We start from the raw sequence: 25,719 nt of genomic DNA, 5'->3' as shown, positions 1-25,719 counted from the left end.
ACATGTCTGTGATTAGACACGCCGCACTCGCCGGTGGTCAACCCGCCGTCACCCTTCCGTTACACTCCGCACCCGCCTTTCGTGTTGATCTTGTTATGTGCTGTGGCAAATGACCAGCAACTTTGCTGTCATTCGTCACGAAATCATCCGGCAACCGGCACCGCCTAGGCTGTGACCTTGTGACTGCACAACACGCGGTGCGCGAGCCCAAGATCGCCGTTCTGGTCGGCGGCGTCGGCGGTGCACGGTTCCTCCAGGGCGTCAGGCAGCTGCTGCCCGACGCCGACATCTCGGCCATCGTCAATGTCGGTGACGACGTCTGGATGCACGGGCTTCGTATCTGCCCCGACCTCGACACCTGCATGTACACCCTCGGCGGTGGCATCGACACCGAGCGTGGCTGGGGCCACGCGAACGAGACCTGGCACGCGAAAGAGGAGCTGGCGAAATACAACGCCCAGCCCGATTGGTTCGGTCTGGGCGACCGCGATATCGCCACCCACCTCATCCGCAGCGAGATGCTGCGCGCCGGATATCCGCTCTCCGCGGTCACCGAAGCGCTGTGCAATCGATGGCAGCCGGGCGTGCGTTTGATCCCGGCAACCGACGATCGCTGTGAAACCCACGTCGTCGTCAGCGATCCCGACAACTCCGGCGAACGTCGCGCGATCCACTTCCAGGAATGGTGGGTGCGGTACCGCGCGGCGCTCCCGACCCACGGATTTGCCTCGATCGGCGCCGAACAAGCCTCCCCAGCCCCGGATGTGACCGAAATCATAGCTGCCGCCGACGCCGTGTTGCTGGCGCCGTCGAACCCCGTCGTGAGCATCGGCGCGATCCTCGCCGTCCCCGGAATCAGGGGCGCGTTGCGCACCACCGAGGCCAAGGTGATCGGCCTCTCGCCGGTGATCGACGGAAAGCCGTTGCGCGGCATGGCCGATGAGTGCCTGTCGGTGATCGGCGTCGAATCCACGGCCGAGGCGATCGGGCGGCACTACGGCGCCCGATCGGCCACCGGCATCCTCGACGGCTGGCTGGTGCACTCCACCGACACCGCCGAGGTGCCCGGTGTCGAGGTGCGCAGCGTGCCACTGCTGATGACCGACCCCGAGGCGACGGCCGAAATGGCTCGTGCCGCACTGGAATTGGCAGGAGTGAAGGCGTGAGCGTGCTGCCCGACCACGCGGCCGACGAGCTGCGGATCCTCCCGGTCACCGGGCTGCCGGAGTTCCGGCCCGGCGACGACGTCGCCGAACACCTTGCCGCGCAGGCGCCGTGGCTCGCCGACGGTGACGTCGTCGTGGTCACCAGCAAGATCATTTCCAAGGCCGAGGGCCGCATCGTCACCGCGCCGACCGACCCGGAGGAGCGCGACACCGCCCGCCGCAAGCTGGTCGACGACGAGGCCGTGCGGGTGCTCGCCCGCAAGGGCCGCACCCTCATCACCGAGAACCGCCTCGGCATCGTGCAGGCGGCCTCCGGCGTCGACGGCTCGAACGTGGCCGAGGGCGAACTGGTGCTGCTGCCCACCGACCCCGACGCCAGCGCCAAGTCGCTGCGCGCCGCGCTGGCCCAGCGGCTCGGCGTCGACGTGGCCGTCGTCATCACCGACACCATGGGCCGGGCCTGGCGCAACGGCCAGATCGACGCCGCCATCGGCGCGGCCGGGCTGCGCGTGCTGCACGACTACGCGGGCGCGGTCGACGGGCAGGGCAACGAACTGCACGTCACCCAGGTGGCCGTGGCCGACGAGCTCGCCGCCGCCGCCGATCTGGTCAAGGGCAAGCTCGGCGGCGTTCCGGTCGCGGTGGTGCGCGGGCTGGCCACCGACGACGACGGGTCGAGCGCGGCGGCACTGCTGCGCGGCGGCGTCGACGACCTGTTCTGGCTCGGTACCGCCGAGGCGATCGAGAGGGGCCGGAAAGAGGCTGTGCCGCTGCGACGTTCGGTGCGTGCCTTCGCCGACGAGCCGGTCGACCCGGAGCGGATCAGGGCGGCCGTCGCGGCCGGGCTCACCGCGCCTGCGCCGCATCACACCCGCCCGGTGCGCTTCGTCTGGGTGCGCAAGCCGAAGCTGCGCGCCCAGCTGCTCGAGGCCATGGCCGAGCAGTGGCGGGCCGATCTCACCGCCGACGGCCTCGAGCCCGAACGCGTGGAACGCCGCGTCGCGCGCGGGCGCATCCTGTTCGACGCTCCCGAGGTGATCATCCCGTTCTGTGTGCCCGACGGCGCGCACGCCTATCCCGACGCCCGTCGTCAGGCGGCCGAGCAGACGATGTTCACCGTCGCGGTCGGCGCCGCGGTGCAGGGCCTGCTGGTGGCGCTGGCCGCCGACGGCCTCGGCAGCTGCTGGATCGGGTCGACGATCTTCGCGCCGGAGGTCACCCGCGATGTCCTCGGCCTGGATGAGGACTGGATGCCGTTGGGCGCCATCGCGATCGGACATCCGCTCGAGGAGCCCGCTCCGCGCACCGTCGGCTCGCCCGGCGCCGGCCTGGTGGAGCTGTGAGCGCGGAGTCGCTGCGCGCGTCGGCGACCGAGCTGCTCACCGCCTGGCAGCCCGAGGCCGGACCGGACCGCTCCCTGCGGGAGGCGATGCTCGCCTTCCTCGGCTCGGCGCCGAACGGGTGCCTGCGTGAACACGCCCCTGGCCACATCACCGCCTCGGCGATCGTGTTGTCGCACGACCGCAGCGAGGTGCTGCTCACCCTGCATCCGCGGGTGGGCCGCTGGATCCAGCTCGGCGGGCATTGCGAGCCGGGCGACGAGACGGTCGCCGATGCCGCGCTGCGCGAGGCGGTGGAGGAGTCCGGCATCCCGGATCTGCGGCTGACGCCCGGTCTCTACGGCGCGCAGGCGCATCCGATCACCTGCTCGCTCGGCGTGCCGACGCGACATCTCGACCTGCTGTTCGAGATCGTCGCGCCGCCCGGTGCGGTGCCGGTGCGCAGCGCCGAATCGGCGGATCTGCGGTGGTGGCCGGTGGACGGGCTACCTGCTGGCGCCGACGTGCTGCTGCTCCCGTAAAGGCGGCTGAATCGTTCGCTGACCTGTGCTGACAGCGGCCGTGCCCAGGTGGGCGCGGCCGCTGTTTCGTTATCCGGCTGTTGCATCTTTACAAATCTGCGAATTTGTCTAGACGTCGGACAAATCGGGACATATCGTCTGTGACAGAGAGTTACGCACATCACAGGTGTGAAGTGTGTCGCAGGATGGAGACGACGATGTCGACCGATGCCAACGCGTCCGAACAGCGGGTGGCGCCCCCGCAGTGGCGCGATTCCAAGCGCTATCTCTGGTTGTGGGGCCTGTTCGCCCCGACCGGCTTGTTCACCATCGGAATCCCGCTGATCTGGGGGATCAACCAGCTCGGCTGGCACCGGCTCGCGGAAGTGCCGTTCTGGCTCGGGCCGATCCTGGTGTACCTCATCATTCCGCTGGCCGACCTGTTCTTCGGTCCCGACGGCGACAACCCGCCCGACGAGGTCATGGAGTACCTGGAGAACGACAAGTACTACCGGTACCTGACCTACCTGTACCTGCCGTTCCAGTACGCCTCGCTGATCTTCGCCTGCTACGTCATCTCCGCCGACAACCTGCACTGGCTCGGCTTCCCCGGCGGCGCGAACGTGGTCGACAAGATCGGTATCGCGATCAGCGTCGGCATGATCGGCGGCATCGGCATCAACACCGCGCACGAACTCGGCCACAAGAAGGTCCACCTGGAGCGCTGGCTCGCCCGCGTCGCGCTGGCGCAGTCCTTCTACGGCCACTTCTACATCGAGCACAACCGCGGACATCACGTGCGCGTCGCCACGCCGGAGGACCCGGCCAGCGCCCGCATCGGCGAGACGTTCTGGGCGTTCTGGCCGCGCACGGTGGCGGGCAGCTTCCGCTCCGCCTGGCATCTGGAGAAGGAGCGCCTGCATCGGCTGGACAAGAGCCCGTGGACGCTGCGCAACGACGTGCTCAACGCCTGGGCGATGTCGGTGGTGCTGTGGCTCGGCCTGATCGCGGTTTTCGGCATCGAGGTGCTGCCGTATCTGATCCTGCAAGCCGTCATCGGCTTCAGCCTGCTCGAGTCGGTGAACTACCTCGAGCACTACGGCCTGGTCCGGCAGAAGACCGCCCGCGGGCGGTACGAGCGGCCCGCGCCCGAGCACAGCTGGAACAGCGACCACATCGTCACCAATATCTTCCTGTATCACCTGCAGCGGCACAGCGACCACCACGCGTACCCGACCCGGCGCTATCAGACACTGCGCAGCTGGGACGGCGCGCCGAACCTGCCCAGCGGCTACGCGAGCATGATCCTGCTCGCCTATTTCCCGCCGATCTGGCGCAAGGTCATGGACAAGCGCGTGCTCGCGCACTACGGCGGCGACGTCACGCTGGCCAATATCGAACCGAAGCGCCGGCAGCGGGTGCTCGCGCAATACGGACAGGAGAAGCAGGCATGAGTGCGTACAAGTGCCCGGTCTGTGATTATGTCTACGACGAAACGAAAGGCGCGCCGCGCGAAGGATTTCCGGCAGGCACGGCATGGTCGTCGGTGCCCGACGACTGGTGCTGTCCGGACTGCGGGGTGCGGGAGAAGATCGACTTCGAGGCGGTAGGAGTATCGCAGTGACCGAGTACAAGCTCTACCAGTGTGTGCAGTGCGGTTTCGAATACGACGAGGCCCAGGGCTGGCCCGATGACAACATCGCCCCCGGCACCAGGTGGGAGGACATTCCCGACAACTGGACCTGCCCGGATTGCGGCGCGGCCAAGTCCGACTTCTTCATGGTCGAGATCGAACGTTCGTGAGCGTCGCGGGCACTCCGCGCACCGGATCGCGCATCCCGTACCAGGAGGCGGCGCGGGAACTGCTGCGCACGTCGGTCCTGGACGGGATGCGCGACCTGCTCACCGAGCGTGATTGGTCCAAGATCACCCTCGGTGACGTCGCGGCCAGGGCCGGCGTCAGCAGGCAGACGCTCTACAACGAGTTCGGCTCGCGCGCGGGCCTGTCCCAGGCCTACGCGTTGCGCCTGGCCGACGAACTCGTCGATCACGTCCGCGAGGCGCTCGTCGACAATGTCGGCGACGCCCGCGCCGCCATCCGGGTCGGCATGACCGGGTTCTTCTTCGCCGCCGCGGCCGATCCGCTGGTGCGCTCGCTGCTGGCCGGGGAGATGAAGCCGGACCTGCTGCGGCTGATCACCCTCGACGCGGGCCCGCTGCTCGAACACGCCACCGCGCGGCTGGCCCATGTGTTCCAGCACAGCTGGGTGAACGCGACCGACGAGGAGGCCGATGTCATCGCGCACGCGCTGGTGCGCATCGCGCTGAGCTACATCCCCAATCCGCCGGTTCCCGAACGCGACGCGCCGGCGGAGATGAGTGCTCTGCTCAGCCCGTACGTGGAGGCGATCGTGCAGGTACGAGGTCTCCGAACCCCCGATGGTGACGACAATCACTCCGGCGAGTGAGCGGCTCTGATTCGCCACTGTGTAACCATCACCACGTTTGCCGATCTGCCTCTGTGTAACGCGTCTACTGTCTGTCAGTATTCACATCGGTCGGCGATTGGTCTTTTTACAGCGGAGCGGGTGTGCAAACGGTTGGCAAACCGGGGGGTCTTCGTGATCCCAAACGGTATCTCTGGGCTCTAGGGTTGATCGCTCCGGCGTCCGCGCTGTTGCCTTCCCAGCTCGTGTACCACACCAAGGCCGAGGTGCTGTGGTGGATCGGGCCGGTGATCGTGCTCATCGCCATCCCCGTCCTGGACTGGATCGTCGGCGAGGACGGCAACAATCCGCGCGACGAGGACTACGAAGCGCTCTCCGCCGACCGGTACTACCGCTGGTGCACCTATCTGTTCCTGCCCGTCCAGCTGATCGGCCTCGTCATCGCCTGCGCGATGTGGTCCGGCGATGATCTCGACGTCGTCGACAAGCTCGGATTGGCCGCCACTGTCGGCTTCGTCAGCGGCATCGGCATCAACGCCGCCCACGAACTGGGGCACCGGGTGGAGAGTGCCGAAAGATTGCTGTCGAAGATCGCGCTCGCCCAGTCGGGGTACGGGCACTTCTTCGTCGAGCACAATCGTGGCCACCACGCCCGGGTCGCGACACCCGAGGATCCGGCCAGTGCCCGGCTGGGTGAATCGCTGTGGGAGTTCTTGCCGCGCAGCGTGATCGGCGGTTTCCGCTCGGCGATCCAACTCGAGCGCGCGCGCCTGGCCAGACAGCGTCGCGGCTGGTGGAGCACCAAGAACAACATTCTCCAGGCCTGGTCGATGAGCGTCGTGCTGTTCGGTTCGCTGGTGCTGGCGTTCGGTCCGGCGATCCTGCCGTGGCTGGCGCTGCAGGCCGTGATCGGGTTCGGTCTGCTCGAGGCCGTCAACTACGTCGAGCACTACGGTCTGCTGCGGGCCCGCAAGCCCAACGGCCGCTGGGAACGCTGCTCCCCGCGCGACAGCTGGAACAGCGATCGCCTGGTCACCAACATCTTCCTGTTCCATCTGCAGCGCCACAGCGACCATCACGCCAACCCCGGCCGCCGCTATCAGACCCTGCGCAGCAGCAGTGAATCGCCGCAACTGCCCGCCGGCTACGCGACGATGCTGCTGCTGGCCGCCGTCCCGCCGCTGTGGCGCGCGGTGATGGACCCCAAGGTGGCCGCCCACTACGGCGGCGACCTGACCCTGGCCAATGTCGCGCCGCCCAAGCCACGGCGTTTGCTGGCCCGATACCGCGCCGCGGCCTGACCGCGGCCTCGAAGGACCGGGGAACGGCGGCGCCCGCACGCGGTAGCCTTGCCTCGGTACTGACTACCAGGAGAGGCTGATGACGACCTCAGAACTTCCCGCGCGCACCGAGCTCACCGCTGACGTTCGCAACGGCATCGATTACAAGGTGGCAGATCTCTCGCTGGCCGAATTCGGCCGCAAGGAGATCCGCCTCGCCGAGCATGAAATGCCCGGCCTGATGGCTCTGCGCCGCGAATACCACGATGTGCAGCCCCTGCGGGGCGCGCGCATCTCGGGATCGCTGCATATGACGGTGCAGACCGCCGTCCTGATCGAAACGCTCGTGGCCCTCGGTGCCGAGGTGCGCTGGGCTTCGTGCAACATCTTCTCCACCCAGGATCACGCCGCCGCCGCCATCGTCGTGGGGCCCAACGGCACCGTCGACGAGCCCAAGGGCACCCCCGTGTTCGCCTGGAAGGGCGAGACGCTGGAGGAGTACTGGTGGGCGGCCGAGCAGATGCTCACCTGGCCCGGCGAGCCCGCCAACATGATCCTCGACGACGGTGGCGACGCGACCATGCTCGTGCTGCGTGGCGCGCAGTTCGAGAAGGCCGGTGTCGTCCCGCCCGAGGACACCGACCACTCGGCCGAGTACAAGGTGTTCCTCACCCTGCTGCGTGAGCGCCTCGAGACCGACAAGACCAAGTGGAGTGTCATCGCCGACTCGGTCAAGGGCGTCACCGAGGAGACCACCACCGGCGTGCTGCGGCTGTACCAGTTCGCCGCCGCGGGGGAGCTGGTGTTCCCGGCGATCAACGTCAACGACTCGGTCACCAAGTCCAAGTTCGACAACAAGTACGGCACCCGCCACTCGCTCATCGACGGCATCAACCGTGGCACCGATGTGCTCATCGGTGGCAAGAAGGTGCTGATCTGCGGTTACGGTGACGTCGGCAAGGGTTGCGCGGAGTCGCTGGCCGGTCAGGGCGCGCGCGTCCAGGTCACCGAGATCGACCCGATCAACGCGCTGCAGGCGCTGATGGACGGCTACGACGTGGTCACCGTCGAGCAGGCGATCGGCAACGCCGACATCGTCATCACCTCGACCGGTAACAAGGACATCATCACCCTCGAGCACATGAAGGCGATGAAGGACCAGGCCATCCTCGGCAACATCGGTCACTTCGACAACGAGATCGACATGGCCGCGCTGGAGAACTCGGGCGCCGCGCGCCTGAACATCAAGCCTCAGGTCGACCTGTGGACCTTCGACTCCGGCAAGGCGATCATCGTCTTGTCCGAGGGCCGTCTGCTGAACCTGGGCAACGCCACCGGCCACCCCTCGTTCGTCATGTCGAACAGCTTCTCCAACCAGGTCATCGCGCAGATCGAACTGTGGACCAAGCCGGAGGAATACGACAACGAGGTCTACCGCCTGCCCAAGCACCTCGACGAGAAGGTCGCCAAGATCCACGTCGAGGCCCTCGGCGGCACCCTGACCAAGCTCACCAAGGACCAGGCCGAGTACATCGGCGTGGACGTGGAAGGCCCGTACAAGCCGGACCACTACCGCTACTGAGCAACGACAACGGTGGCCCGTCGACCAACTGGTCGACGGGCCACCGTCGTGTTCGGAGCCCGCTATCCGATGATGATGCCCGTGCAGAAGATGTTGTGCTCGCTGCTGATGCCGAGCAGCGCGCACATCACCGAATTGAAGGCCGCCGACGACCCTGCGTCGGGAGCGGCGGTCGGGTCGCCGGTCTGGGCGGACGCCGTGCCGCAGGCGAAAGCGGCGGTGATGGCGAGCGTGGCGGCGGTGGTGCGAACGATCCTTCTCATGGCGAAGATCCTCATCGCTTCAGGGGGCGCGGACCAGACCGCAATTCCGGGGTGACAGCTGGGTCCGCGGTAGGGCGATCAGACCAGCAGCAGGCAGACCGGCAGGGGGATGACGGCTTCCAGGAGTGCGCAGGCGGCGAGTTCGGCCGCGGAGCCCGCGGCGGCGGAGCCTGCCTCGGCGGAGCCGCTGAGCAGAGCGGCCGAGCCGCTGCGCGGGCCGGAGTGGTCGCCGCGGCCGACGGGATCGATCGCGGGCGCGGCGGTCGCGACACCGGAGCCTGCGAGGGCGATGCCGAGCGCGGTGGCGGCCACGGCGGCGCGGAGGACGGTTCGGTGGGGCATGGTGACTCCTGGATCGAGCGGCCCGGCGGGGTCCGGGGTGGTGAGTGCCCCGATAGCCCGGACGAACCGATCTACCGAGGATTTTGGAATGAGAACACTTCACACTGGATCGAGTGGGTGAAACGGGTAATCCGGTCCCCGTATGCCCGGCGCGTCGGACGACACAACGACTCGGCTGCCCGGCTCGCTGGGCGTCTCTTGTCGCCTGCCGGGTAATCTCACCGCTCATGGGCGTACTGATTGCGGTGGAAGGCCTCGACGGCGCCGGTAAACGGACGTTGATCGACGGTTTGATCACCGAATTGTCGGCCAAGGGATTGCGGGCGGGCAGTCTGGCATTTCCGCAATACGGCCGATCGATCCACGCCGACCTGGCCGCCGAGGCGCTGCGCGGCGGGCACGGCGACCTGGCCGGCTCGATCAACGCGATGGCCATCATGTTCGCCCTCGACCGGGCCGCGGCAGGCGCGGAACTGTCGAACCTGTTGGACGCCAACGACATCGTGATCCTGGATCGCTGGGTGGCCTCCAACGCCGCGTACTCGGCCGCCCGCGCCGAACAGGACGCCGACGGCGAAATCGTCGCCTGGGTGGGCGATCTGGAGTTCGGCAGGCTGGGGCTGCCCGTCCCCGAGCTGACCGTGCTGATCGACATTCCCACCGAGATCGCGGCCGAACGTGCCCGTCGCCGTGGCGAACTCGACGAGTCCAGGGCGCTGGACGCTTACGAGCGGGACGGCGGTCTGCAGCGGCGCACCGGCGAGGTCTATCGTGAGCTGGCCGACCGCGACTGGTTCGGTCGATGGTGGACATACCGATCCGATGACGATAGGCCTGCCCTACTCACCCTCTGCTCGGAAATCTTTGCCGGATAAGGTTGGATACGCGACGGGTTCACACCATTAATGGCGTGGCGGCCCGATCCTGGCCTGGGAGATGACAACATAGGACTATGAAGCCCAAGATTCTGGTCGTCGACGACGATATGGCACTCGCTGAGATGCTGACCATCGTCTTGCGCGGGGAAGGGTTCGACCCGCACGTGGTCGGCGACGGCACGCAGGCCCTGTCGGCGGTGCGGGAGATCCGCCCCGACCTGGTGTTGCTGGACCTGATGCTGCCCGGCATGAACGGCATCGACGTATGTCGTGTGCTGCGGGCCGATTCCGGCGTCCCGATCGTGATGCTCACCGCCAAGACCGACACGGTCGATGTGGTGCTCGGTCTGGAGTCCGGCGCGGACGATTACATCGTCAAGCCGTTCAAGCCGAAGGAACTCGTCGCCCGTGTGCGCGCGCGTCTGCGCCGTACCGAGGACGAGCCCGCCGAGCTGCTCTCCATCGCCGATATCGTCATCGACGTGCCCGCGCACAAGGTGACGCGCGGCGGTGCGCAGATCTCGCTCACCCCGCTCGAGTTCGACCTGCTGGTCGCGCTCGCGCGCAAGCCGCGGCAGGTGTTCACCCGCGAGGTGCTGCTCGAGCAGGTCTGGGGATACCGGCACGCCGCCGATACCCGCCTGGTCAACGTGCACGTGCAGCGACTACGCGCCAAGGTCGAGAAGGATCCGGAGAACCCGGAGATCGTGCTGACCGTCCGCGGTGTCGGCTACAAGGCCGGACCGCCGTGATCGGTACCTGTGAGGCGCCGCTGTGACCGACAGTCGACCTGCCGGTACAGCGTCAGCGCCTCCAGCGCACGGACGTGCGCAAACCTTCGTCACGCAGGTGCGGCGATGGGTGGCCCCGGTCATGGCCTGGTTCCAGGCTGTCGGGACCGCGCTGGGTCATCTGTGGCGCCGGTCGCTGCAGCTGCGTGTCATCGTGTCCACACTGACCCTCTCGCTCATCGTGATCACGATCCTCGGTGTCGTGCTGACCGGTCAGATCACCGACCGGCTGCTCGAGGCCAAGATCAACGCGGCCGTCGAGGAGATGGATCGTGCCCGCAGCACGATCGAGAACATTCTCTCGGGCGTCCACGACGCGAACAGTCAGCAGCAGCAGCTCGCTGAGGCCCGCGCCGCGCTGTCCAGCCGCGGCGGGACCGGCCAGTCGACCGGCGCCGCCGGTAGTTTCGACTCGGCGCTGGCGATGGTCGGCGGGACGCCGCCGCAGGAGATCACCACCGACCTCATCTCCGAGGTGCCGCCCGAGCTGCGCCGGTTCGTCCAGCGCAACCAGGTCTCCTACCAGTTCACGACGGTCGCCGACCCGGACGGCTATCGCGGGCGCGCGTTGATCATCGGCAGCCCGAGCGCCGAGATCGCGACACTGGAGATCTACCTGATCTTCCCGCTGGCCAGCGAGGAAGCGAGCCTGTCGCTGATGCGCGGCACGATGCTCATCGGTGGCGTCGTGCTGCTGGTGCTGCTCGCCGCGATCACCGCACTGGTCACCCGGCAGGTGGTGCTGCCGATCCGGTCGGCCGCGCGGATCGCGGGCCGGTTCGCCGACGGCAGGCTCAAGGAACGCATGCTCGTGCGCGGCGAGGACGACATGGCCCGGCTCGCGCAGGCGTTCAACGAGATGGCCGAGAGCCTGTCGAACCAGATCACCCAGCTCGAGGAGTTCGGCAACCTGCAACGCCGGTTCACCTCCGACGTCAGCCACGAGCTGCGCACCCCGCTCACCACCGTGCGCATGGCCGCCGACCTGATCCACGGCTCGAGCGACGATCTCGATCCGGCGCTGGCCCGCAGCTCCGAACTGCTGGTCAACGAACTGGACCGGTTCGAGGGCCTGCTCAACGACCTGCTCGAGATCTCCCGCCACGACGCCGGTGTCGCCGAGCTGCAGGTGGAATCGCTGGACGTGCGGATGTGCGCGCGGGCCGCGATCTCCACGGTGCGCCACCTTGCCAAGGAAGCAGGCGTCGAGGTGGTCATCGACCTGCCGGAGGAACCGGTCGTCGCCGAGGTCGACCCGCGGCGCGTCGAGCGTGTGCTGCGCAACCTGCTCGCCAACGCGATCGACCACAGCGAGGGCAAGCCGGTCCTGATCCGGATGCGCGGCGACGCCGAGGCCAACGCGGTCGCGACCGTCGTGCGCGACCAGGGCGTCGGGCTGCGGCCGGGCGAGGAGAAACTGGTGTTCAACCGGTTCTGGCGCTCTGACCCGTCGCGGGTGCGCCGCTCGGGCGGCACCGGTCTCGGCCTGTCGATCAGCGTCGAGGACGCCAACCTGCACGAGGGCAGGCTGGAGGCCTGGGGCGATCCCGGCGTCGGCGCCAGCTTCCGGCTGCTGCTGCCGATGGTTCGCGGTCGTAAGCTGGGTGCGAGCCCGCTCGCGCTGGAACCGATGCTGCGTAAGGTGCCGCCGCTGCCCGAGACCGACCCGGCCGACGCACCGGAGGTGGTGGCCGACCCGGAATCGGGCGAGCCGTCCGCCGACGCACCGGAATCCGGCGCCGAGCCGACCGAGCAGGCGCGCCCCGAGACCAACGGGCGCGCGGCGACCGAAGCCGACGACGAGGAGCCGATGTCCACCGAGACCGGAGACCGACAGTCATGACGAACGCGGGTGGTGATCGCCTGCGGCGGCGTGCCGCCGCGCTGCCGGGGGCTGTCCTGGCCTGCGTGCTGGTCCTCACCGGCTGCGCCAGCCTGCCGGAGTCCTCGGCGCCCCAGGCGCTGGGCACCATCAACCGCGCCCCGACCTCGGAGGGCCCGACCCCGCCGATCTCCGGCCGCGACCCCGACCTGCTGCTGAGCGATTTCCTCACCGCCAGCGCCGATCCAGCCAACCGGCACGCGGCGGCCAGGCAGTACATCGCCGCCGACACCGCGGGCAGCTGGAACGACGAGGCCAGCATCACCATCGTCGACCGGCCCGACACCCTGCGCGAGTCGCGCTCGGGCGACAAGGCCAGCTACGTCATCCGCGCCCGCAAGGTCGGCGAGCTCGCGAGCGACGGCGGCTACCGGGCCGTCGAGGGCACGCTCGAGAACAAGATCGAGATGAGCAAGATCGACGGCGAGTGGCGGATCACCGAGCTGCCCGACGGCGTCGTCATCGACTCCAGCGCGTTCGACAAGTCCTACCGCCGCTACGTCCTGCAGTACATCGACGCGAGCAGCGCCGTGCTCGTGCCCGACCCGCGCTGGGTCTCGGTCCCGCGCGCCCAGCTGACTGAGCGGCTGATCGGCATGCTCGGCGCCGGCCCGCAGTCCACGATCGCCCCGGTGGTGCGCAACCAGCTCGCCCCGCCGATCACCGTGCGCAGCCCGATCACCAAGGCCAACAACGAACCCGGCGAGGTCGGCATCGGCATCGGCGGCGTCCGTATCGATTTCGGCGGCGTCGGCGCCCTCGGCCAGCGCGAACGCGAACTGCTCGCGGCGCAGGTCGTGATGACGCTGGCCGGCGCCGACATTCTCGGCCCGTACGTGCTGCTCGCCGACGGCAAACCGCTCGACGAGCGCTACGCCAACGGCTGGTCGGTCGCCGATCTCGACCAGTACAGCGCGTCCGCGCCCGGCCAGAACCGGATCGGCCTGCACGCCCTGCGCGACGGCACGCTGGTCCAGGTGACCCCCGACGGCATCGTCACGCCGAACGGATCCTTCGGTGACGCGACCAACCTGCAGTCGGTCGGGATCTCCGCCGACGGCCAGTTCGTCGCCGCGGTCGCCGACACCGGAAGGCCCGCACCGGAACCCGGCCGGACCCTGCTGATCGGCAACTACGGCGCCAAGGCGTTCGCGGTCGCCGAGGGCGCCACCATCGCCCGTCCGTCGTGGAACGCCGACGGCGGCGCGGCGTGGACCGTCGTCGACGGCGACCGTGTCATCCGCGCGGTCACCGATCGCGCGACCGGCAACGTCTCGGTGCAGGACGTCGACACCACCGCGCTGTTCGAGGGGTCGGGTTCGCCGCGGCCGCCGATCAGCGAGATCATGGTGTCGCGCACCGGCGCGCGCGCGGCGCTGATCGCCGACGGGAAGGTCTACGTCGCGGTGATCGAGCGCAGACCCGACGGCAAATACGCGCTCACCTCCCCGCTGCCGATCGCGCTTGGCCTGAGCAGCCGCGCGGTCTCGCTGAGCTGGGTCACCGGCGACACCATCATGGTCGCGCGCGAGGGCAACGTCGACCCGGTCTTCACCGTGTCCATCGACGGCTCCCAGTTCACCCCGGTGACCTCGCAGAACCTGACCCCACCGGTGCGCGTGGTGACCGCGGCGCCCGCCACCCAGTACGTCGCCGACTCCCGCGCCGTACTGCAGTTGCAGACCGCCGACCCGGCCCGCAACGACCGCTACTGGCGTGAGGTGCCGGGGCTGACCGGCGACCAGGTCGTCCCGGTGCTGCCCAGCTGATCTGTCGGTGCGCGGTGTGATACTCACGCGCTATGAGAGCCCTGCTCGATCTGGTGGTACCCGCGCACTGTGCCGGCTGCGCGACGGCGGGCGCGGCCTGGTGCGCCTGCTGCGCGGCCGAGCTGAGCCTGGATCCGGTGCGGGTCAGGCCACGCACCGATCCCGGCGTCCCGTGCTGGGCGCTCGGCCCGTATCGCGGACCCGCCCGACGCGCTGTGCTGGCGGCCAAGGAACGCGGCAGACGCGATCTGGCCGCACCGCTCGGCCTGGCACTCGCCGTCGCCCTCGCCCGTCTGCGGGCCCCCGATCGGCCGCTGGTTCTCGTCCCGGCGCCCACCCGCGCCGCGGCCGCCCGGCGCCGTGGTGGCGACCCGGTGGCGCGGTCGGCGGCGGCCGCGGCGCAGTGGCTGATCGATTGCCGGACCGTGCCGCTGCTGCGGATGCGACCGGGTGTGCGCGATTCGGTGGGCTTGACGCCGTATGAGCGCGCGCACAATCTGCGCGACAAGATCATGACGGTCGCCGGCGCGCCCGGACCCGCTGGTCTCGCGCCGAACGCCGAGGTCGTTGTGGTCGACGATGTGCTCACCACCGGGGCGACCGTCACCGAATCGGTGCGCGTTCTTAGTCGAATCGGCGTATGTCCGCGCGCCGTTTTGGTGACCTGCGCGGCTTGACTCCGCGAAATTTGCGTGAACAGTGGCGCGCTTGCCCGTGGCGGACTAGCGTCGCGGACACACACACCGAACGACGAGTTTGGGAGGTGGCGCCGCGGACATCTGGTGCCGAGCGATTCCCGATCGGCACAGCTCAATCCCGCCGCATTCGCTCTATCGTGTGCGGCCATATCCGGGAGGTACGCGTGACGACTTCTTCACGGGCATCAGTGCGAGATGCTGACCCTTCGGCACTGGCTGACAGTGCCGCCGACACGACCGAGAGCCCGAACGCCGAAGTGGTGGTCTCCGGTCGGAATGTCGAAGTCCCCGACCACTATCGAATCCATGTCGCGGAGAAGCTGGCTCGTCTCGAGCGCTTCGATCCGTCGATCTTCCTCTTCGATGTGGAACTGTTCCACGAACGCAACCGTCGTCAACGCAAGGCCTGTCAGCGTGTGGAGATCACCGCGCGAGGCCGTGGACCGATCGTGCGCGCGGAAGCCTGTGCAGACAGCTTCTACGCCGCGCTCGACTCGGCGACCTCGAAGATCGAGACCAGACTGCGCCGGTCCAAGGACAAGCGGCGCGTCGTGCACTACGGCGACAAGACGCCCGTCTCGGTCGCACGGGCTACCGCCACACTGGTCGACGATTCCCTGTTCACCCAGGCGAACGGCGCTGCCGCGCACGCCCATGCCGAGGACGCCGAGGACGAAGGCGGTCCCGGCCACATCGTGCGCACCAAGGTGCACAACGCGACACCGATGTCGGTGGACGACGCGCTGTACCAGATGGAACTGGTCGGACACGACTTCTTCCTGTTCCACGACCGCGAGACCGACCGGCCCTCGGTGGTCTACCGCAGACACGCATTCGACTACGGCCTGATCAGACTGGCCTGACACCGTCACACCTCCGGGCACCCGCACCAGCGGGTGCCCGGATCGCGTTCAGCCCCCGAAGGTTTCGTGATGCACGGCCTCGGTGAGCGAGCGACCCGAGCGCCATCCGAATCGTTCCAGGTCGGGCACCTGCTGGAACTCGCGCACCGGCCCGACGCACAGCCAGGCCACCGGCTTGATGCCGGCGGGCAGGTCGACCAGCTCGCGCAGGAAGTCCGGATCGTAGAACGACACCCAGCCGACGCCGACCTGCTCCGCGGTCGCCGCGAGCCACAGGTTCTGGATCGCCAGCACCGTCGAGTACACCCCGGTCTCGGGCACGCTCGCCCGGCCCAGGATCTGCGGTCCGCCGCGCCGGTCGTCGTGGGTGACCACGACGCCGGTGCCGCTCTCGACGATCCCGTCGATCTTGATCGGCTCGAAGGTCTCGGCCCGGTCGGCAGGCAGCGCGTCCCTGAACTCGACTCGCTTGCCCGCGACATGGTCGGCGAAGCGGCGCAGGGTGTCGGGCTTACGGACGACGACGAAGTCCCACGGCTGGGAGTTGCCGACGCTGGGCGCGCGATGGGCCGCGTCCAGGATCCGCCACAGCGTCTCGTCGTCGACGAGCTCGCCGGTGAATTCGGCGCGCACATCACGGCGCAGGCGGATCGCGTCATAGACGCTCAACTGGTCGGCACACACGCCGACCAGTCAACCGCAGCCGGTCAGGCTACCGAGCGGCGGGCCAGCTTGCGCCCGGCGGACAGCGCGGTGCGCAGACCACGGCGACGACCGGTCACCGGGTCGACGGTGGTGACGGCCTTGCCACCGAACAGCTTCTCCGACTTGGTTTCCGGGGCGTCGTCGGTGGTGTGGCGCAGGTACTTGTTGGGCAGCGACAACTTGAGGATCGTGCGCCACGACTTGAAGTACTGCACCGGCATCGACCCGGTGGTGTAGGGCAGGTCGTACTTCTCGGCCAGCTCGCGCACCCGCACGGCGATGGCGGCGTAGCGGTTGCTGGGCAGGTCGGGGAACAGGTGGTGCTCGATCTGGTGGCTGAGGTTGCCGGTCATGAAGTGCATGACCTTGCCGCCGGAGATGTTGGCGCTGCCCAGCATCTGGCGCAGGTACCACTCACCCTGCGTCTCGTTCTCGATGTCGGCCTTGGTGAACTTCTCCGCGCCGTCGGGGAAGTGGCCGCAGAAGATCACCGCGTTGGTCCACACGTTGCGCATCACATTGGCCGCCATGTTGGCGGTCAGGGTGGTGAAGAACGACGGACCGGTGAGCAGCGGGAAGACCAGGTAGTCCTTGGCGGCCTGCTTGCCGATCTTCTTGAGCACCAGCTTGCGGTCGGCGTCGAACTGCCGCCACTCGGGCGAGTCCTTGTCCCACTTCTTCTTGGCGACCTTGCCCAGTTCCAGATGCTGGATCGCGACGCCGTACTCGAACAGCATCTGCAGCAGCAGGTTGTAGACCGGGTTGCCCAGGTAGAACGGCATCCAGCGCTGGTCACGGGTGACGCGCAGCAGGCCGTAGCCGATGTCGTCGTCCATGCCGAGGACGTTGGTGTACTTGTGGTGCAGGAAGTTGTGGGTGATCTTCCAGTGCGCCGACGGGCCCGCGTTGTCCCATTCCCACGAGGTGGAGTGGACTTCCGGATCGTTCATCCAGTCCCACTGCCCGTGCATGACGTTGTGCCCGATCTCCATGTTCTCGATGATCTTGGCAGTGCCGAGCAGGGCGACGCCGGCCAGCCAGGCCGGCGGCAGGAAGCTGGCGAACAGCACCGTGCGGCCGCTGATCTCCAGCGCTCGCTGTAGCCGGATGACATTGCGGATATATCGCGCGTCGGCGGCCCCCCGCGAAGATTCGATTTCGCGGCGGATCGCGTCGAACTCCGCACCGAGAGCTTCGACATCCGCGGCGGTGAGGTGCGCGTATTCCTTGACATCCGAGATCGCCATGGCGGCTACACTACCGTAGGTTACGAGAGCGTAGGTTGGCGAATCGAGCACTGAATTGTGTGAAGCGTCCTATTGCGGAAAAGAGACCGAGATGTTATCCGCGACGGCGGGCGCGCTCGCCCAGCGCCCGCTTCGCCTCGCGCAGCACCAGCTTCTCCTGCCGCGCCCGCGCCTTCAGTGTCGCCTTGGCCTCACGCAGGACTTCCTTCTCGTGCCTGGCCTTGATCTCCAACGACACCTTCGCATCGTGCAGCGCCGAGCGCAGGCCGAAGCGCTTGCCAGTCTCCGGGTCGACCCGGAGCGCGTCCGGCAGCGAGATGCCGGCGAACTTGCGCTCGGAGGACGTCTCGGGCGCGTCGTCGGCGGTCCGCTTGAGGAACCGGTCGGGCAGTGCCAGCTTGTGGATGGTCCGGAACGCCAGCAGGTACTGCTTGCCCAGTGAACCGGTGGTGTAGGGCAGGTCGTACTTGTCGCACAGCTCGCGCACCCGCACCGCGACCTCCGGGTACCGATTGCTCGGCAGGTCGGGGAACAGGTGGTGCTCGATCTGGTAGCAGAGATTGCCGCTCATGAACGCCATCACCGGACCGGCCTTGAAGTTGGCGCTGCCCAGCATCTGGCGCAGATACCACTCGCCCTGGGTCTCGCCGTCGAGCTGGGAGATCGTGAACTTCTCCGCGCCGTCGGGGAAGTGCCCGCAGAAGATCACCGCGTACGCCCACAGGTTGCGGACGAGGTTCGCGGTCGTATTGGCCTTCAGCGTCGACTTCCACGCCGGCCCGGTCAGTGCCGGGTACAGCACGAAGTCCTTGATCACCTGGCGACCCGCCTTGCGGGCGAACTCCTTGTTGGGCTCGGACAGCAGCTGCTTCTGCGGAACTCCGGCAAGCTCCTTCTCGATCCCGAGGTCGTGCAGCGCGATACCCCACTCGAAGGTGGCGGCCAGCAGCAGATTCGCCGCGGGCTGCACCAGATGCTTCGGGTGCCAGACCTCGTCGCGGGTCATCCGCAGGATGCCGAAGCCGAGGTCCTCGTCCTTGCCGAGGACGTTGGTGTAGGTGTGATGGGAGTAGTTGTGCGCCCGGCGCCACTGCGCCGAGGTCCCGGTCATATCCCACTCCCAGCTGGTGGAGTGGATCTCCGGATCGTTCATCCAGTCCCACTGCCCGTGGCTGACGTTGTGCCCGAGCTCCATGTTCTCGATGATCTTGGCCACCGACAGCAGCGCGGTACCACCGAGCCACGCCCAGCGGTTGCGGCTGCCGAAGAGCACCGCGCGCCCCGCCACCTCGAGTGCGCGCTGCGCGGCGATGGTGCGCCGGATGTACTTCGCGTCGCGCGCGCCGCGGGAGGTCTCCACCGAACGGCGGATCGAATCGAGTTCTTTCCCCAGTGTCTCGATGTCGGCGGCCGTGAGATGGGCGAAGGCCTGGATATCGGTGATGGCCACCGGGGTCCTCTCTGTCGGTTGGCGGCTGGTCGGTTCAGAATCGAGGCGGGCCGAGAACGGTGCGGCTCGCGCCGCTGTTCTCGGCCCTGCTGCGCCGGTCGGCGCGAGGTAGGCCTGGACCAGCCGCTGCCGGCCATTGATATGGCCGGCGCATGACTCCGAGGGTACCTGCTGTCCGAAGTGGGCGGGATGCTCAGATGTCGAGCGTGCAGTCGCCCGCCGCGGCCGAGATGCAGGTCTGCACCTTGTCGCCCGGCTGGCGTTCGTCGCCGTTGCGCAGGTCGCGGGCGTGTCCGGCGGACAGGGTGACCACGCAGGTCTGGCAGATACCCATGCGGCAGCCGAAGGGCAGCTGCACGCCGATGGACTCGCCCGCTTCGAGCAGGCTGGTCGCGCCGTCGACGGTGAGGGTGCGGCCGGTGGTGCCGAAGGTCACGGTGCCGCCCTCGCCGATCGCGGAGCGCTCGACCTCGAAGCGTTCGATGTGCAGCTTGCCGGGGATTCCCGCTGTCTTCCAATGCTGTTCGATCGCGTCGAGCATCGGCGCGGGGCCACACGCCCAGGTCTCTCGCTCGCGCCAGTCGGGGTAGAGCTCGTCGAGGCTCGCCAGGGAGAACAGGCCCTGCTCGTCGGTCAGTTGCAGGTGCGAGACGAAGCTCGGGTGCTTGGCGTGCAGCGCGCGCAGTTCGGCGCCGAACATGACGTCGGCGTCGGTGGGTGCCGAGTGGACGTGCACCACGTCGCTGACGCCGTCGCGCCGGTCCATCGTCCGCAGCATCGACATCACGGGGGTGATGCCGCTGCCCGCGGTGAGGAAGAGCACCTTCGCCGGCGGCGGCTCCGGCATCACGAACCCGCCCTGCGGCGCTTGCAGGCGCACGATGGTGCCGGCGGCCACCCCGTTGACAAGGTGGCTGGACAGCTTGCCCTCCGGCATCGCCTTCACCGCGATGGAGATGAGCCGCTTGCCGCCCTCGCCGGTCCAGTCCGGCGGGCAGGTCAGCGAGTACGAACGCCAGTTCCAGCGGCCGTCGATCAGGATGCCGATGCCGATGTACTGGCCCGGCTGGTACTTGAAGTCGAAGCCCCAGCCCGGCTTGATCACCAGCGTCGCCGAGTCGGCGGTCTCCTTCTGCACCTCGACGATCCGCCCGCGCAGCTCCCGCGCCGACCACAGCGGGTTGGCCAGGTGCAGGTAGTCGTCGGGCAGCAGGGGAGTGGTCACCCGGGCCACCGCGCCACGCAGCACGTTGAGCTTGCCGCCGCGGTCGCCGACCTGGGCGGCCGGTGCTTCGAGCCATTCCCGGAACTTGTTCATGACCATGCTTGCCGTTGTCTCCCTGTGTGCTCGGAGCCGCCGTGGGGTAGCTCGCTCGCTGCCAGGTTACGGCATCGTAGGTTGGGCGGCAGTGGCAGCGGCGGCAGGCGCGCTGATCTCGGGAGATGTCACAGCAGGTCGAGCAGGAACGGCAGTTCCTGGGTGGCGTACCAGGCCAGCTGGTGGTCTTCGGCGTCACCAAGGACGAATTCCGCGTCGGTGTCGCCCAGATCAGCGGCGTCGATGACGTCGACAGCCTTGGCGACCTGCGGTTCCGCGTCGGCCAGGTCGACATGCACGGACGCGACCTGGTCGTAGGTGATCGGCCCGGCCAGCTTCACCACCGCGTCGTCGAGGTCGGGCCGCAGCTTCGCGCCGGTGACGTCGGCGGCGATCACCGCGCGCCGGTACACCGGGCTGCCCGGGGTGGCCGCCTCGCCCTCGGCGTCTGCGGCGTCGTCGAGCCCGTCGCGTTCGGCGGCCAGCAGTCGCAGCGAGGCCCTGGCCGCCTCCTGCATCGCGACCTCGGCCAGTTCCTCGTCGTCACCGGCGGCGTAGGCCTCGCGCAGGGCGGGCGTCACGGCGAACGCGGTGGCGCCCAGCGGGAACACCTCCCGCTCGTCGACGAGCTGCCGCAGCATCGGGATCGTCGCCGGGATATAGACGCGCAACTTGCCGTTCTCAGAGACAGGCACCGAGCAACTCCTCCATCGATTCGTGCACCGACGCCGCGAGGACGTCGATGTCGGCCATGGCGTCCCGGTCGGCGTTGAGTCCGTAGAAGACCTGACCGTCGTACGAGGTGAGCCCGAAACTCAACGTCTGATTGCGCAGCAGCGGCGATACCGGATACATCTCCAGCATGCGCGCCCCGCCGATGTACATCGCGGTCTGTGGTCCCGGCGCGTTGGTGATCACCAGGTTGAACGTGTTGTCGGCGAAGGTACTCGCCGCCCGCACACTCATCGCGTGCAGGCTGGCCGGCGCGAACCCGGCCAGGTGCACCAGCGTGCGCGCCCGCACGCCACGACGCTGCCGACCTGCGGCTTCGGTCGCGTGCGCGATGTGCGACAGGCGCATCACCGGATTCGGTTCGCCCACCGGCAGATCGATGAGGAACGAGGACACCTCGCTGGCAGGCGCCAGCTGGTCGCCGCCGTCGACGTACACCGACATCGGCACGACGGCCCGCAGGTTCGTCGACTCGACCAGCGCCTCGTTGCGCGAGAGCAGCCAGTTGCGCAGCGCGCCGGTGACCACGGCGAGCACCGTGTCGTTGATCGAGCAGTCGAAGTGGCGCCGGATGGTGCGGTAGTCGTCGAGGTCGGTGCGCACGACATCGAAGCGGCGGCTGCGCGAGGTGCGGGCGTTGAGCGGGCTGTCCGCGACGCCCGAGGTCGCGGCGCGCACCGCGTTGGCCGCCGCCTTCACCGCCATCCTGGTACCCCTGACCAGCCCGAACGCATTGGAACCGGCGTCGCGGGCAACCTCGTAGGCCTCGCGCGGCTGCGCGGCGAGATGCGACAGCGCGCCCGCGAGCAGTTCCACGTCGGTGGGTTCGCGCGGCGCGCGCCACGCGACGTCGGCCAGCTCCCGCGGCAGGGGGCTGTTGTCGAGGATCACGTGCCCGATCTCGAGCGCGGTGTCACCGTCGACGAGCGCCGAATGCGACTTGGTGAACACCGCGGCGCGCCCGTCGGCGAGCCCCTCGATCAGATACATCTCCCACAGCGGCCTGCCCTGATCCAGCGGCCGGGACGCGAGCCGGGCGACCAGGTCGTAGAGCTGTTCGTCGCTGCCGGGGCCGGGCAGCGCGGAGCGGCGGATGTGATAGCTGATGTCGAAGCGGCTGTCGTCCACCCACACCGGCCTGCCGAGGGTGAGTGGGATCTCGCGGACCTTGCGGCGGTAGCGGGGGACCAGCGGCAGCCGGGTCTCGACCAGGTCGATGAGCTTGTCGTAGTCCAGGACCTGGCCGGACGCGTCGGGCTCGGAGTTCTGGAGGATCGCGAGAGAGCCTATGTGGATCGGGTTGCTGCTCGATTCGAGCCGGTAGAACGACGCATCCTGCGGCGTCAATCTCGTGATCACGCGCTTCGATACTCCTTCCGGTGCCAGCTGACCCCGACCAGGCACGCGCTACATCCTACGTCACGGCAGGTGAATCGCGGTGCCGGGCAACGAGGCCCGTCGGGCACCGTGACCAGGGCCGATGTCTGCCTCCGGTACGCCGGGCATGGGTCCGCGCCGCCGGGTACGGTGGTCTGCGGACTACCATGGCCATCAACACTGTGGCCAACCAGCCGAACACACCCCGACCAGAGGACTGACGAGACCCGTGCCTGCGCTGACACTGACGAGGTTGCTACGGATTGGTGAAGGTCGCATGGTCAAGCGGCTCTCGAACCTCGCCGACGAGGTCATCGCGTACGGCGACGAGATCGAGCAGCTGACCGACGACGAGCTGCGCGCCAAGACCGCCGAGTTCAAGCAGCGCTACGCCGACGGTGAGACCCTCGACGACCTGCTGCTAGAGGCGTTCGCGGTGGCCCGCGAGGCGTCCTGGCGAGTGCTGAACCAGAAGCACTACAAGGTCCAGATCATGGGTGGCGCCTCGCTGCACCTGGGCAACATCTCGGAGATGAAGACCGGTGAGGGCAAGACCCTGACCTGTGTGCTCCCCGCGTATCTGAACGCGATCTCCGGCGAGGGCGTGCACGTCGTCACCGTCAACGACTACCTCGCCAAGCGCGACGCCGAGTGGATGGGCCGCGTGCACCGCTTCCTCGGTCTCGAGGTCGGCGTGATCCTCGGCGGCATGACCCCGGCCGAGCGCCGCGTCGCCTACCACGCCGATGTCACCTACGGCACGAACAACGAGTTCGGCTTCGACTACCTGCGCGACAACATGACCCACTCGCTGGACGATCTCGTGCAGCGCGGCCACAACTTCGCCGTGGTCGACGAGGTCGACTCCATCCTCATCGACGAGGCCCGTACCCCGCTGATCATCTCGGGCCCGGCCGACGCCTCGTCCAAGTGGTACGCCGAGTTCGCGCGCATCGCGCCGCTGCTGAAGAAGGATGTCCACTACGAGGTGGACATCAAGAAGCGCACCATCGGCGTGCACGAGGCGGGCGTCGAGTTCGTCGAGGACCAGCTCGGCATCGACAACCTCTACGAGGCCGCCAACTCCCCGCTGGTGAGCTACCTGAACAACGCCATCAAGGCCAAGGAGCTCTACCAGCGCGACAAGGACTACATCGTCCGCGACGGCGAAGTGATCATCGTCGACGAGTTCACCGGCCGAATCCTGGTCGGCCGCCGCTACAACGAGGGCATGCACCAGGCGATCGAGGCCAAGGAGAAGGTCGAGATCCAGCCGGAGAACCAGACCCTGGCCACGATCACCCTGCAGAACTACTTCCGCCTCTACAACAAGCTGTCCGGCATGACCGGTACCGCCGAGACCGAGGCCGCCGAGCTGCACTCGATCTACAGCCTCGGCGTCGTCCCGATCCCGACGAACAAGCCGATGGTCCGCAAGGACCAGGCCGACCTGATCTACAAGTCGGAAGAGGCCAAGTTCGACGCCGTCGTCGACGACGTGGTGGAGCGGCACGAGAAGGGCCAGCCGGTCCTGATCGGTACCACCAGCGTCGAGCGCTCGGAGTACCTGTCCAAGCAGTTCACCAAGCGCGGTGTCGCGCACTCGGTGCTGAACGCGAAGTTCCACGAGCAGGAAGCCCAGATCATCGCCGAGGCCGGTCGGCCCGGCGCGGTCACCGTCGCCACCAACATGGCCGGTCGTGGTACCGACATCGTGCTCGGCGGTAACGCCGACATCATCGCCGACATCCTGCTGCGCAAGCAGGGCCTGGACCCGGTGCACACCCCCGACGAGTACGAGGCCGCCTGGCACTCCGCGCTCGAGCAGGTCAAGGAGCAGACCGCGGCCGACGCCGACGCCGTGCGCGACGCCGGTGGCCTCTACGTGCTCGGCACCGAGCGCCACGAGTCGCGCCGTATCGACAACCAGCTGCGTGGTCGCTCCGGCCGCCAGGGCGACCCGGGCGAGTCCCGCTTCTACCTGTCGCTGGGTGACGAGCTGATGCGCCGCTTCAACGGTGCCGCGCTCGAGGCGATCATGACGCGCCTGAACCTGCCCGACGACGTGCCGATCGAGGCGAAGATGGTCTCCAAGGCCATCAAGAGCGCCCAGACCCAGGTCGAGCAGCAGAACTTCGAGATCCGCAAGAACGTCTTGAAGTACGACGAGGTGATGAACCAGCAGCGCACCGTCATCTACGGCGAGCGCAACCGGATCCTGCGTGGTGAGGACATGGAGGGTCAGGTCCAGAACATGATCACCGACGTGACCACCGCCTACGTCGACGGCGCCACCGCCGAGGGTTATGTCGAGGACTGGGATCTGGACAAGCTGTGGACCGCGCTCAAGACGCTGTACCCGGTGAGCCTGGACCACAAGGAACTCGCGGGCGAGACCGCCACCGGTGAGGCGGGCGAACTCACCCGCGACGAACTCCGCGAAGCCCTGCTCGACGACGCGCACACCGCGTACGAGAAGCGCGAGCAGGAGATCGACGGCCTGGCGGGCGAAGGCGCGATGCGCAACCTGGAGCGTCAGGTCCTGCTCTCGGTCCTCGACCGCAAGTGGCGCGAGCACCTCTACGAGATGGACTACCTCAAGGAGGGCATCGGCCTGCGCGCGATGGCCCAGCGCGACCCGCTGGTCGAGTACCAGCGCGAGGGCTTCGACATGTTCGCCGCGATGCTGGAGGGCCTGAAGGAGGAGTCGGTCGGCTTCCTGTTCAACCTCCAGGTAGAGGTCCAGCAGCCCCAGCCCGAGGGTGTCTCGGTCGGCCAGGGCCTGCGTTCCCCGGTCGGCGCCCCGCGCCCCCAGGACGCCCCCGCCGAAACCCAGGCCCCACCGGCCCTGCGCGCCAAGGGCATCTCCGACGCGTCCCCCCGCGGCCTGAACTACTCGGGCCCCGCCGAAGACGGCCGCGCCGAATCCCACTCCGACGCCCAGGAATACGGCGGCCAGCCCGGCACCCGCCGCGAACGCCGCGAAGCCGCCCGCGCCGAAACCAAGGGCAAGCGCCGCCGCTGAGCGTGCGGTAACTGAATGACAAAGGCTCCCACGGTTATCCGTGGGAGCCTTTGTCGCGTCGTGG

Annotated in this window: 24 protein-coding genes; 16 read left to right on the top strand and 8 right to left on the bottom strand. The window is 68.2% G+C overall.

The window, feature by feature from the left end; translation table 11 throughout:
- Positions 1-179: 179 nt before the first annotated feature.
- From cofD to ahcY, 9 genes are all read left to right on the top strand, one after another.
- A complete protein-coding gene (gene cofD, locus ACWF82_RS23695; protein WP_452504411.1) occupies positions 180-1,166 on the top strand; it encodes a 2-phospho-L-lactate transferase in 987 nt (328 codons plus the stop codon).
- A complete protein-coding gene (locus tag ACWF82_RS23690) occupies positions 1,163-2,509 on the top strand; it encodes a coenzyme F420-0:L-glutamate ligase (RefSeq protein ID WP_452504409.1) in 1,347 nt (448 codons plus the stop codon). The genes cofD and ACWF82_RS23690 overlap by 4 nt, the downstream gene beginning before the upstream one ends.
- A complete protein-coding gene (locus ACWF82_RS23685; protein ID WP_452504407.1) occupies positions 2,506-3,027 on the top strand; it encodes an NUDIX hydrolase in 522 nt (173 codons plus the stop codon). Before ACWF82_RS23690 ends, ACWF82_RS23685 begins: the two co-directional genes overlap by 4 nt.
- Before the next feature lie 197 nt (positions 3,028-3,224).
- Entirely contained in the window at positions 3,225-4,460 is a 1,236-nt protein-coding gene (locus ACWF82_RS23680; RefSeq protein ID WP_452504405.1) for an alkane 1-monooxygenase, read from the top strand.
- Positions 4,457-4,630 (top strand): rubredoxin, encoded by a 174-nt coding sequence (locus ACWF82_RS23675; RefSeq protein ID WP_379040014.1) that lies wholly within the window; start codon positions 4,457-4,459, stop codon positions 4,628-4,630. Before ACWF82_RS23680 ends, ACWF82_RS23675 begins: the two co-directional genes overlap by 4 nt.
- Complete coding sequence (locus ACWF82_RS23670) at positions 4,627-4,809, top strand: rubredoxin (protein WP_378854361.1); 183 nt, start codon at positions 4,627-4,629, stop codon at positions 4,807-4,809. Before ACWF82_RS23675 ends, ACWF82_RS23670 begins: the two co-directional genes overlap by 4 nt.
- Complete coding sequence (locus tag ACWF82_RS23665) at positions 4,806-5,474, top strand: TetR family transcriptional regulator (RefSeq protein WP_452504403.1); 669 nt, start codon at positions 4,806-4,808, stop codon at positions 5,472-5,474. The genes ACWF82_RS23670 and ACWF82_RS23665 overlap by 4 nt, the downstream gene beginning before the upstream one ends.
- A gap of 122 nt (positions 5,475-5,596) precedes the next feature.
- Entirely contained in the window at positions 5,597-6,754 is a 1,158-nt protein-coding gene (locus ACWF82_RS23660) for an alkane 1-monooxygenase (RefSeq protein WP_452504401.1), read from the top strand.
- A 79-nt stretch (positions 6,755-6,833) separates the two neighbouring features.
- The gene (ahcY, locus tag ACWF82_RS23655; RefSeq protein WP_452504399.1) at positions 6,834-8,315 is read left to right on the top strand and encodes an adenosylhomocysteinase; all 1,482 of its coding nucleotides are present in this window, start codon (positions 6,834-6,836) and stop codon (positions 8,313-8,315) included.
- A gap of 62 nt (positions 8,316-8,377) precedes the next feature.
- Here ahcY and ACWF82_RS23650 read toward each other — a convergent pair whose 3' ends face one another.
- Complete coding sequence (locus tag ACWF82_RS23650; RefSeq protein WP_452504397.1) at positions 8,378-8,578, bottom strand: hypothetical protein; 201 nt, start codon at positions 8,576-8,578, stop codon at positions 8,378-8,380.
- Between the two features lie 78 nt (positions 8,579-8,656).
- A complete protein-coding gene (locus ACWF82_RS23645; RefSeq protein WP_452504395.1) occupies positions 8,657-8,920 on the bottom strand; it encodes a hypothetical protein in 264 nt (87 codons plus the stop codon).
- 227 nt (positions 8,921-9,147) lie between these two features.
- On the opposite strand from ACWF82_RS23645, the gene ACWF82_RS23640 reads away from it, so the two are divergent.
- From ACWF82_RS23640 to hpf, 6 genes are all read left to right on the top strand, one after another.
- Positions 9,148-9,795: a dTMP kinase gene (locus ACWF82_RS23640; RefSeq protein ID WP_452504393.1), complete on the top strand. Its 648-nt coding sequence runs from the start codon at positions 9,148-9,150 to the stop codon at positions 9,793-9,795.
- 77 nt (positions 9,796-9,872) lie between these two features.
- On the top strand, positions 9,873-10,550 hold the full coding sequence (gene mtrA / locus ACWF82_RS23635) for an MtrAB system response regulator MtrA (protein ID WP_019048752.1): 678 nt from the start codon (positions 9,873-9,875) through the stop codon (positions 10,548-10,550).
- A 121-nt stretch (positions 10,551-10,671) separates the two neighbouring features.
- Positions 10,672-12,432, top strand: a complete 1,761-nt coding sequence (gene mtrB / locus ACWF82_RS23630) for an MtrAB system histidine kinase MtrB (protein WP_452504391.1) — start codon at positions 10,672-10,674, stop codon at positions 12,430-12,432.
- Complete coding sequence (gene lpqB / locus ACWF82_RS23625) at positions 12,429-14,240, top strand: MtrAB system accessory lipoprotein LpqB (RefSeq protein WP_452504389.1); 1,812 nt, start codon at positions 12,429-12,431, stop codon at positions 14,238-14,240. The genes mtrB and lpqB overlap by 4 nt, the downstream gene beginning before the upstream one ends.
- 32 nt (positions 14,241-14,272) lie before the next feature.
- Positions 14,273-14,917 (top strand): ComF family protein, encoded by a 645-nt coding sequence (locus ACWF82_RS23620; protein ID WP_452504387.1) that lies wholly within the window; start codon positions 14,273-14,275, stop codon positions 14,915-14,917.
- 185 nt (positions 14,918-15,102) lie between these two features.
- A complete protein-coding gene (gene hpf, locus ACWF82_RS23615) occupies positions 15,103-15,801 on the top strand; it encodes a ribosome hibernation-promoting factor, HPF/YfiA family (RefSeq protein ID WP_452504385.1) in 699 nt (232 codons plus the stop codon).
- Positions 15,802-15,849: 48 nt separating this feature from the next.
- Here hpf and bluB read toward each other — a convergent pair whose 3' ends face one another.
- The 6 genes from bluB to ACWF82_RS23585 form a co-directional block, all read right to left on the bottom strand.
- Positions 15,850-16,485, bottom strand: a complete 636-nt coding sequence (gene bluB, locus ACWF82_RS23610; protein WP_452504383.1) for a 5,6-dimethylbenzimidazole synthase — start codon at positions 16,483-16,485, stop codon at positions 15,850-15,852.
- A gap of 23 nt (positions 16,486-16,508) precedes the next feature.
- Complete coding sequence (locus ACWF82_RS23605) at positions 16,509-17,753, bottom strand: fatty acid desaturase family protein (protein ID WP_452504381.1); 1,245 nt, start codon at positions 17,751-17,753, stop codon at positions 16,509-16,511.
- A gap of 94 nt (positions 17,754-17,847) precedes the next feature.
- The gene (locus tag ACWF82_RS23600; protein ID WP_452504379.1) at positions 17,848-19,203 is read right to left on the bottom strand and encodes a fatty acid desaturase family protein; all 1,356 of its coding nucleotides are present in this window, start codon (positions 19,201-19,203) and stop codon (positions 17,848-17,850) included.
- 193 nt (positions 19,204-19,396) lie between these two features.
- Entirely contained in the window at positions 19,397-20,527 is a 1,131-nt protein-coding gene (locus ACWF82_RS23595; RefSeq protein ID WP_452504377.1) for a ferredoxin reductase, read from the bottom strand.
- Positions 20,528-20,649: 122 nt separating this feature from the next.
- Positions 20,650-21,162, bottom strand: coding sequence for a DUF6912 family protein (locus ACWF82_RS23590; protein WP_452504450.1), 513 nt, complete (start codon positions 21,160-21,162; stop codon positions 20,650-20,652).
- A gap of 40 nt (positions 21,163-21,202) precedes the next feature.
- Complete coding sequence (locus ACWF82_RS23585) at positions 21,203-22,612, bottom strand: WS/DGAT/MGAT family O-acyltransferase (protein WP_452504375.1); 1,410 nt, start codon at positions 22,610-22,612, stop codon at positions 21,203-21,205.
- A 247-nt stretch (positions 22,613-22,859) separates the two neighbouring features.
- On the opposite strand from ACWF82_RS23585, the gene secA reads away from it, so the two are divergent.
- Positions 22,860-25,655 carry a preprotein translocase subunit SecA gene (gene secA, locus ACWF82_RS23580; protein ID WP_452504373.1) on the top strand — a complete coding sequence of 932 codons (2,796 nt, stop codon included), beginning with the start codon at positions 22,860-22,862 and terminating at the stop codon, positions 25,653-25,655.
- The last annotated feature ends 64 nt before the right edge of the window (positions 25,656-25,719 follow it).

Source organism: Nocardia sp. NPDC055053, assembly GCF_053608285.1.
Note: the sequence above shows the minus strand (reverse complement) of the source record. Positions and strands in the feature narration are given on the sequence as shown.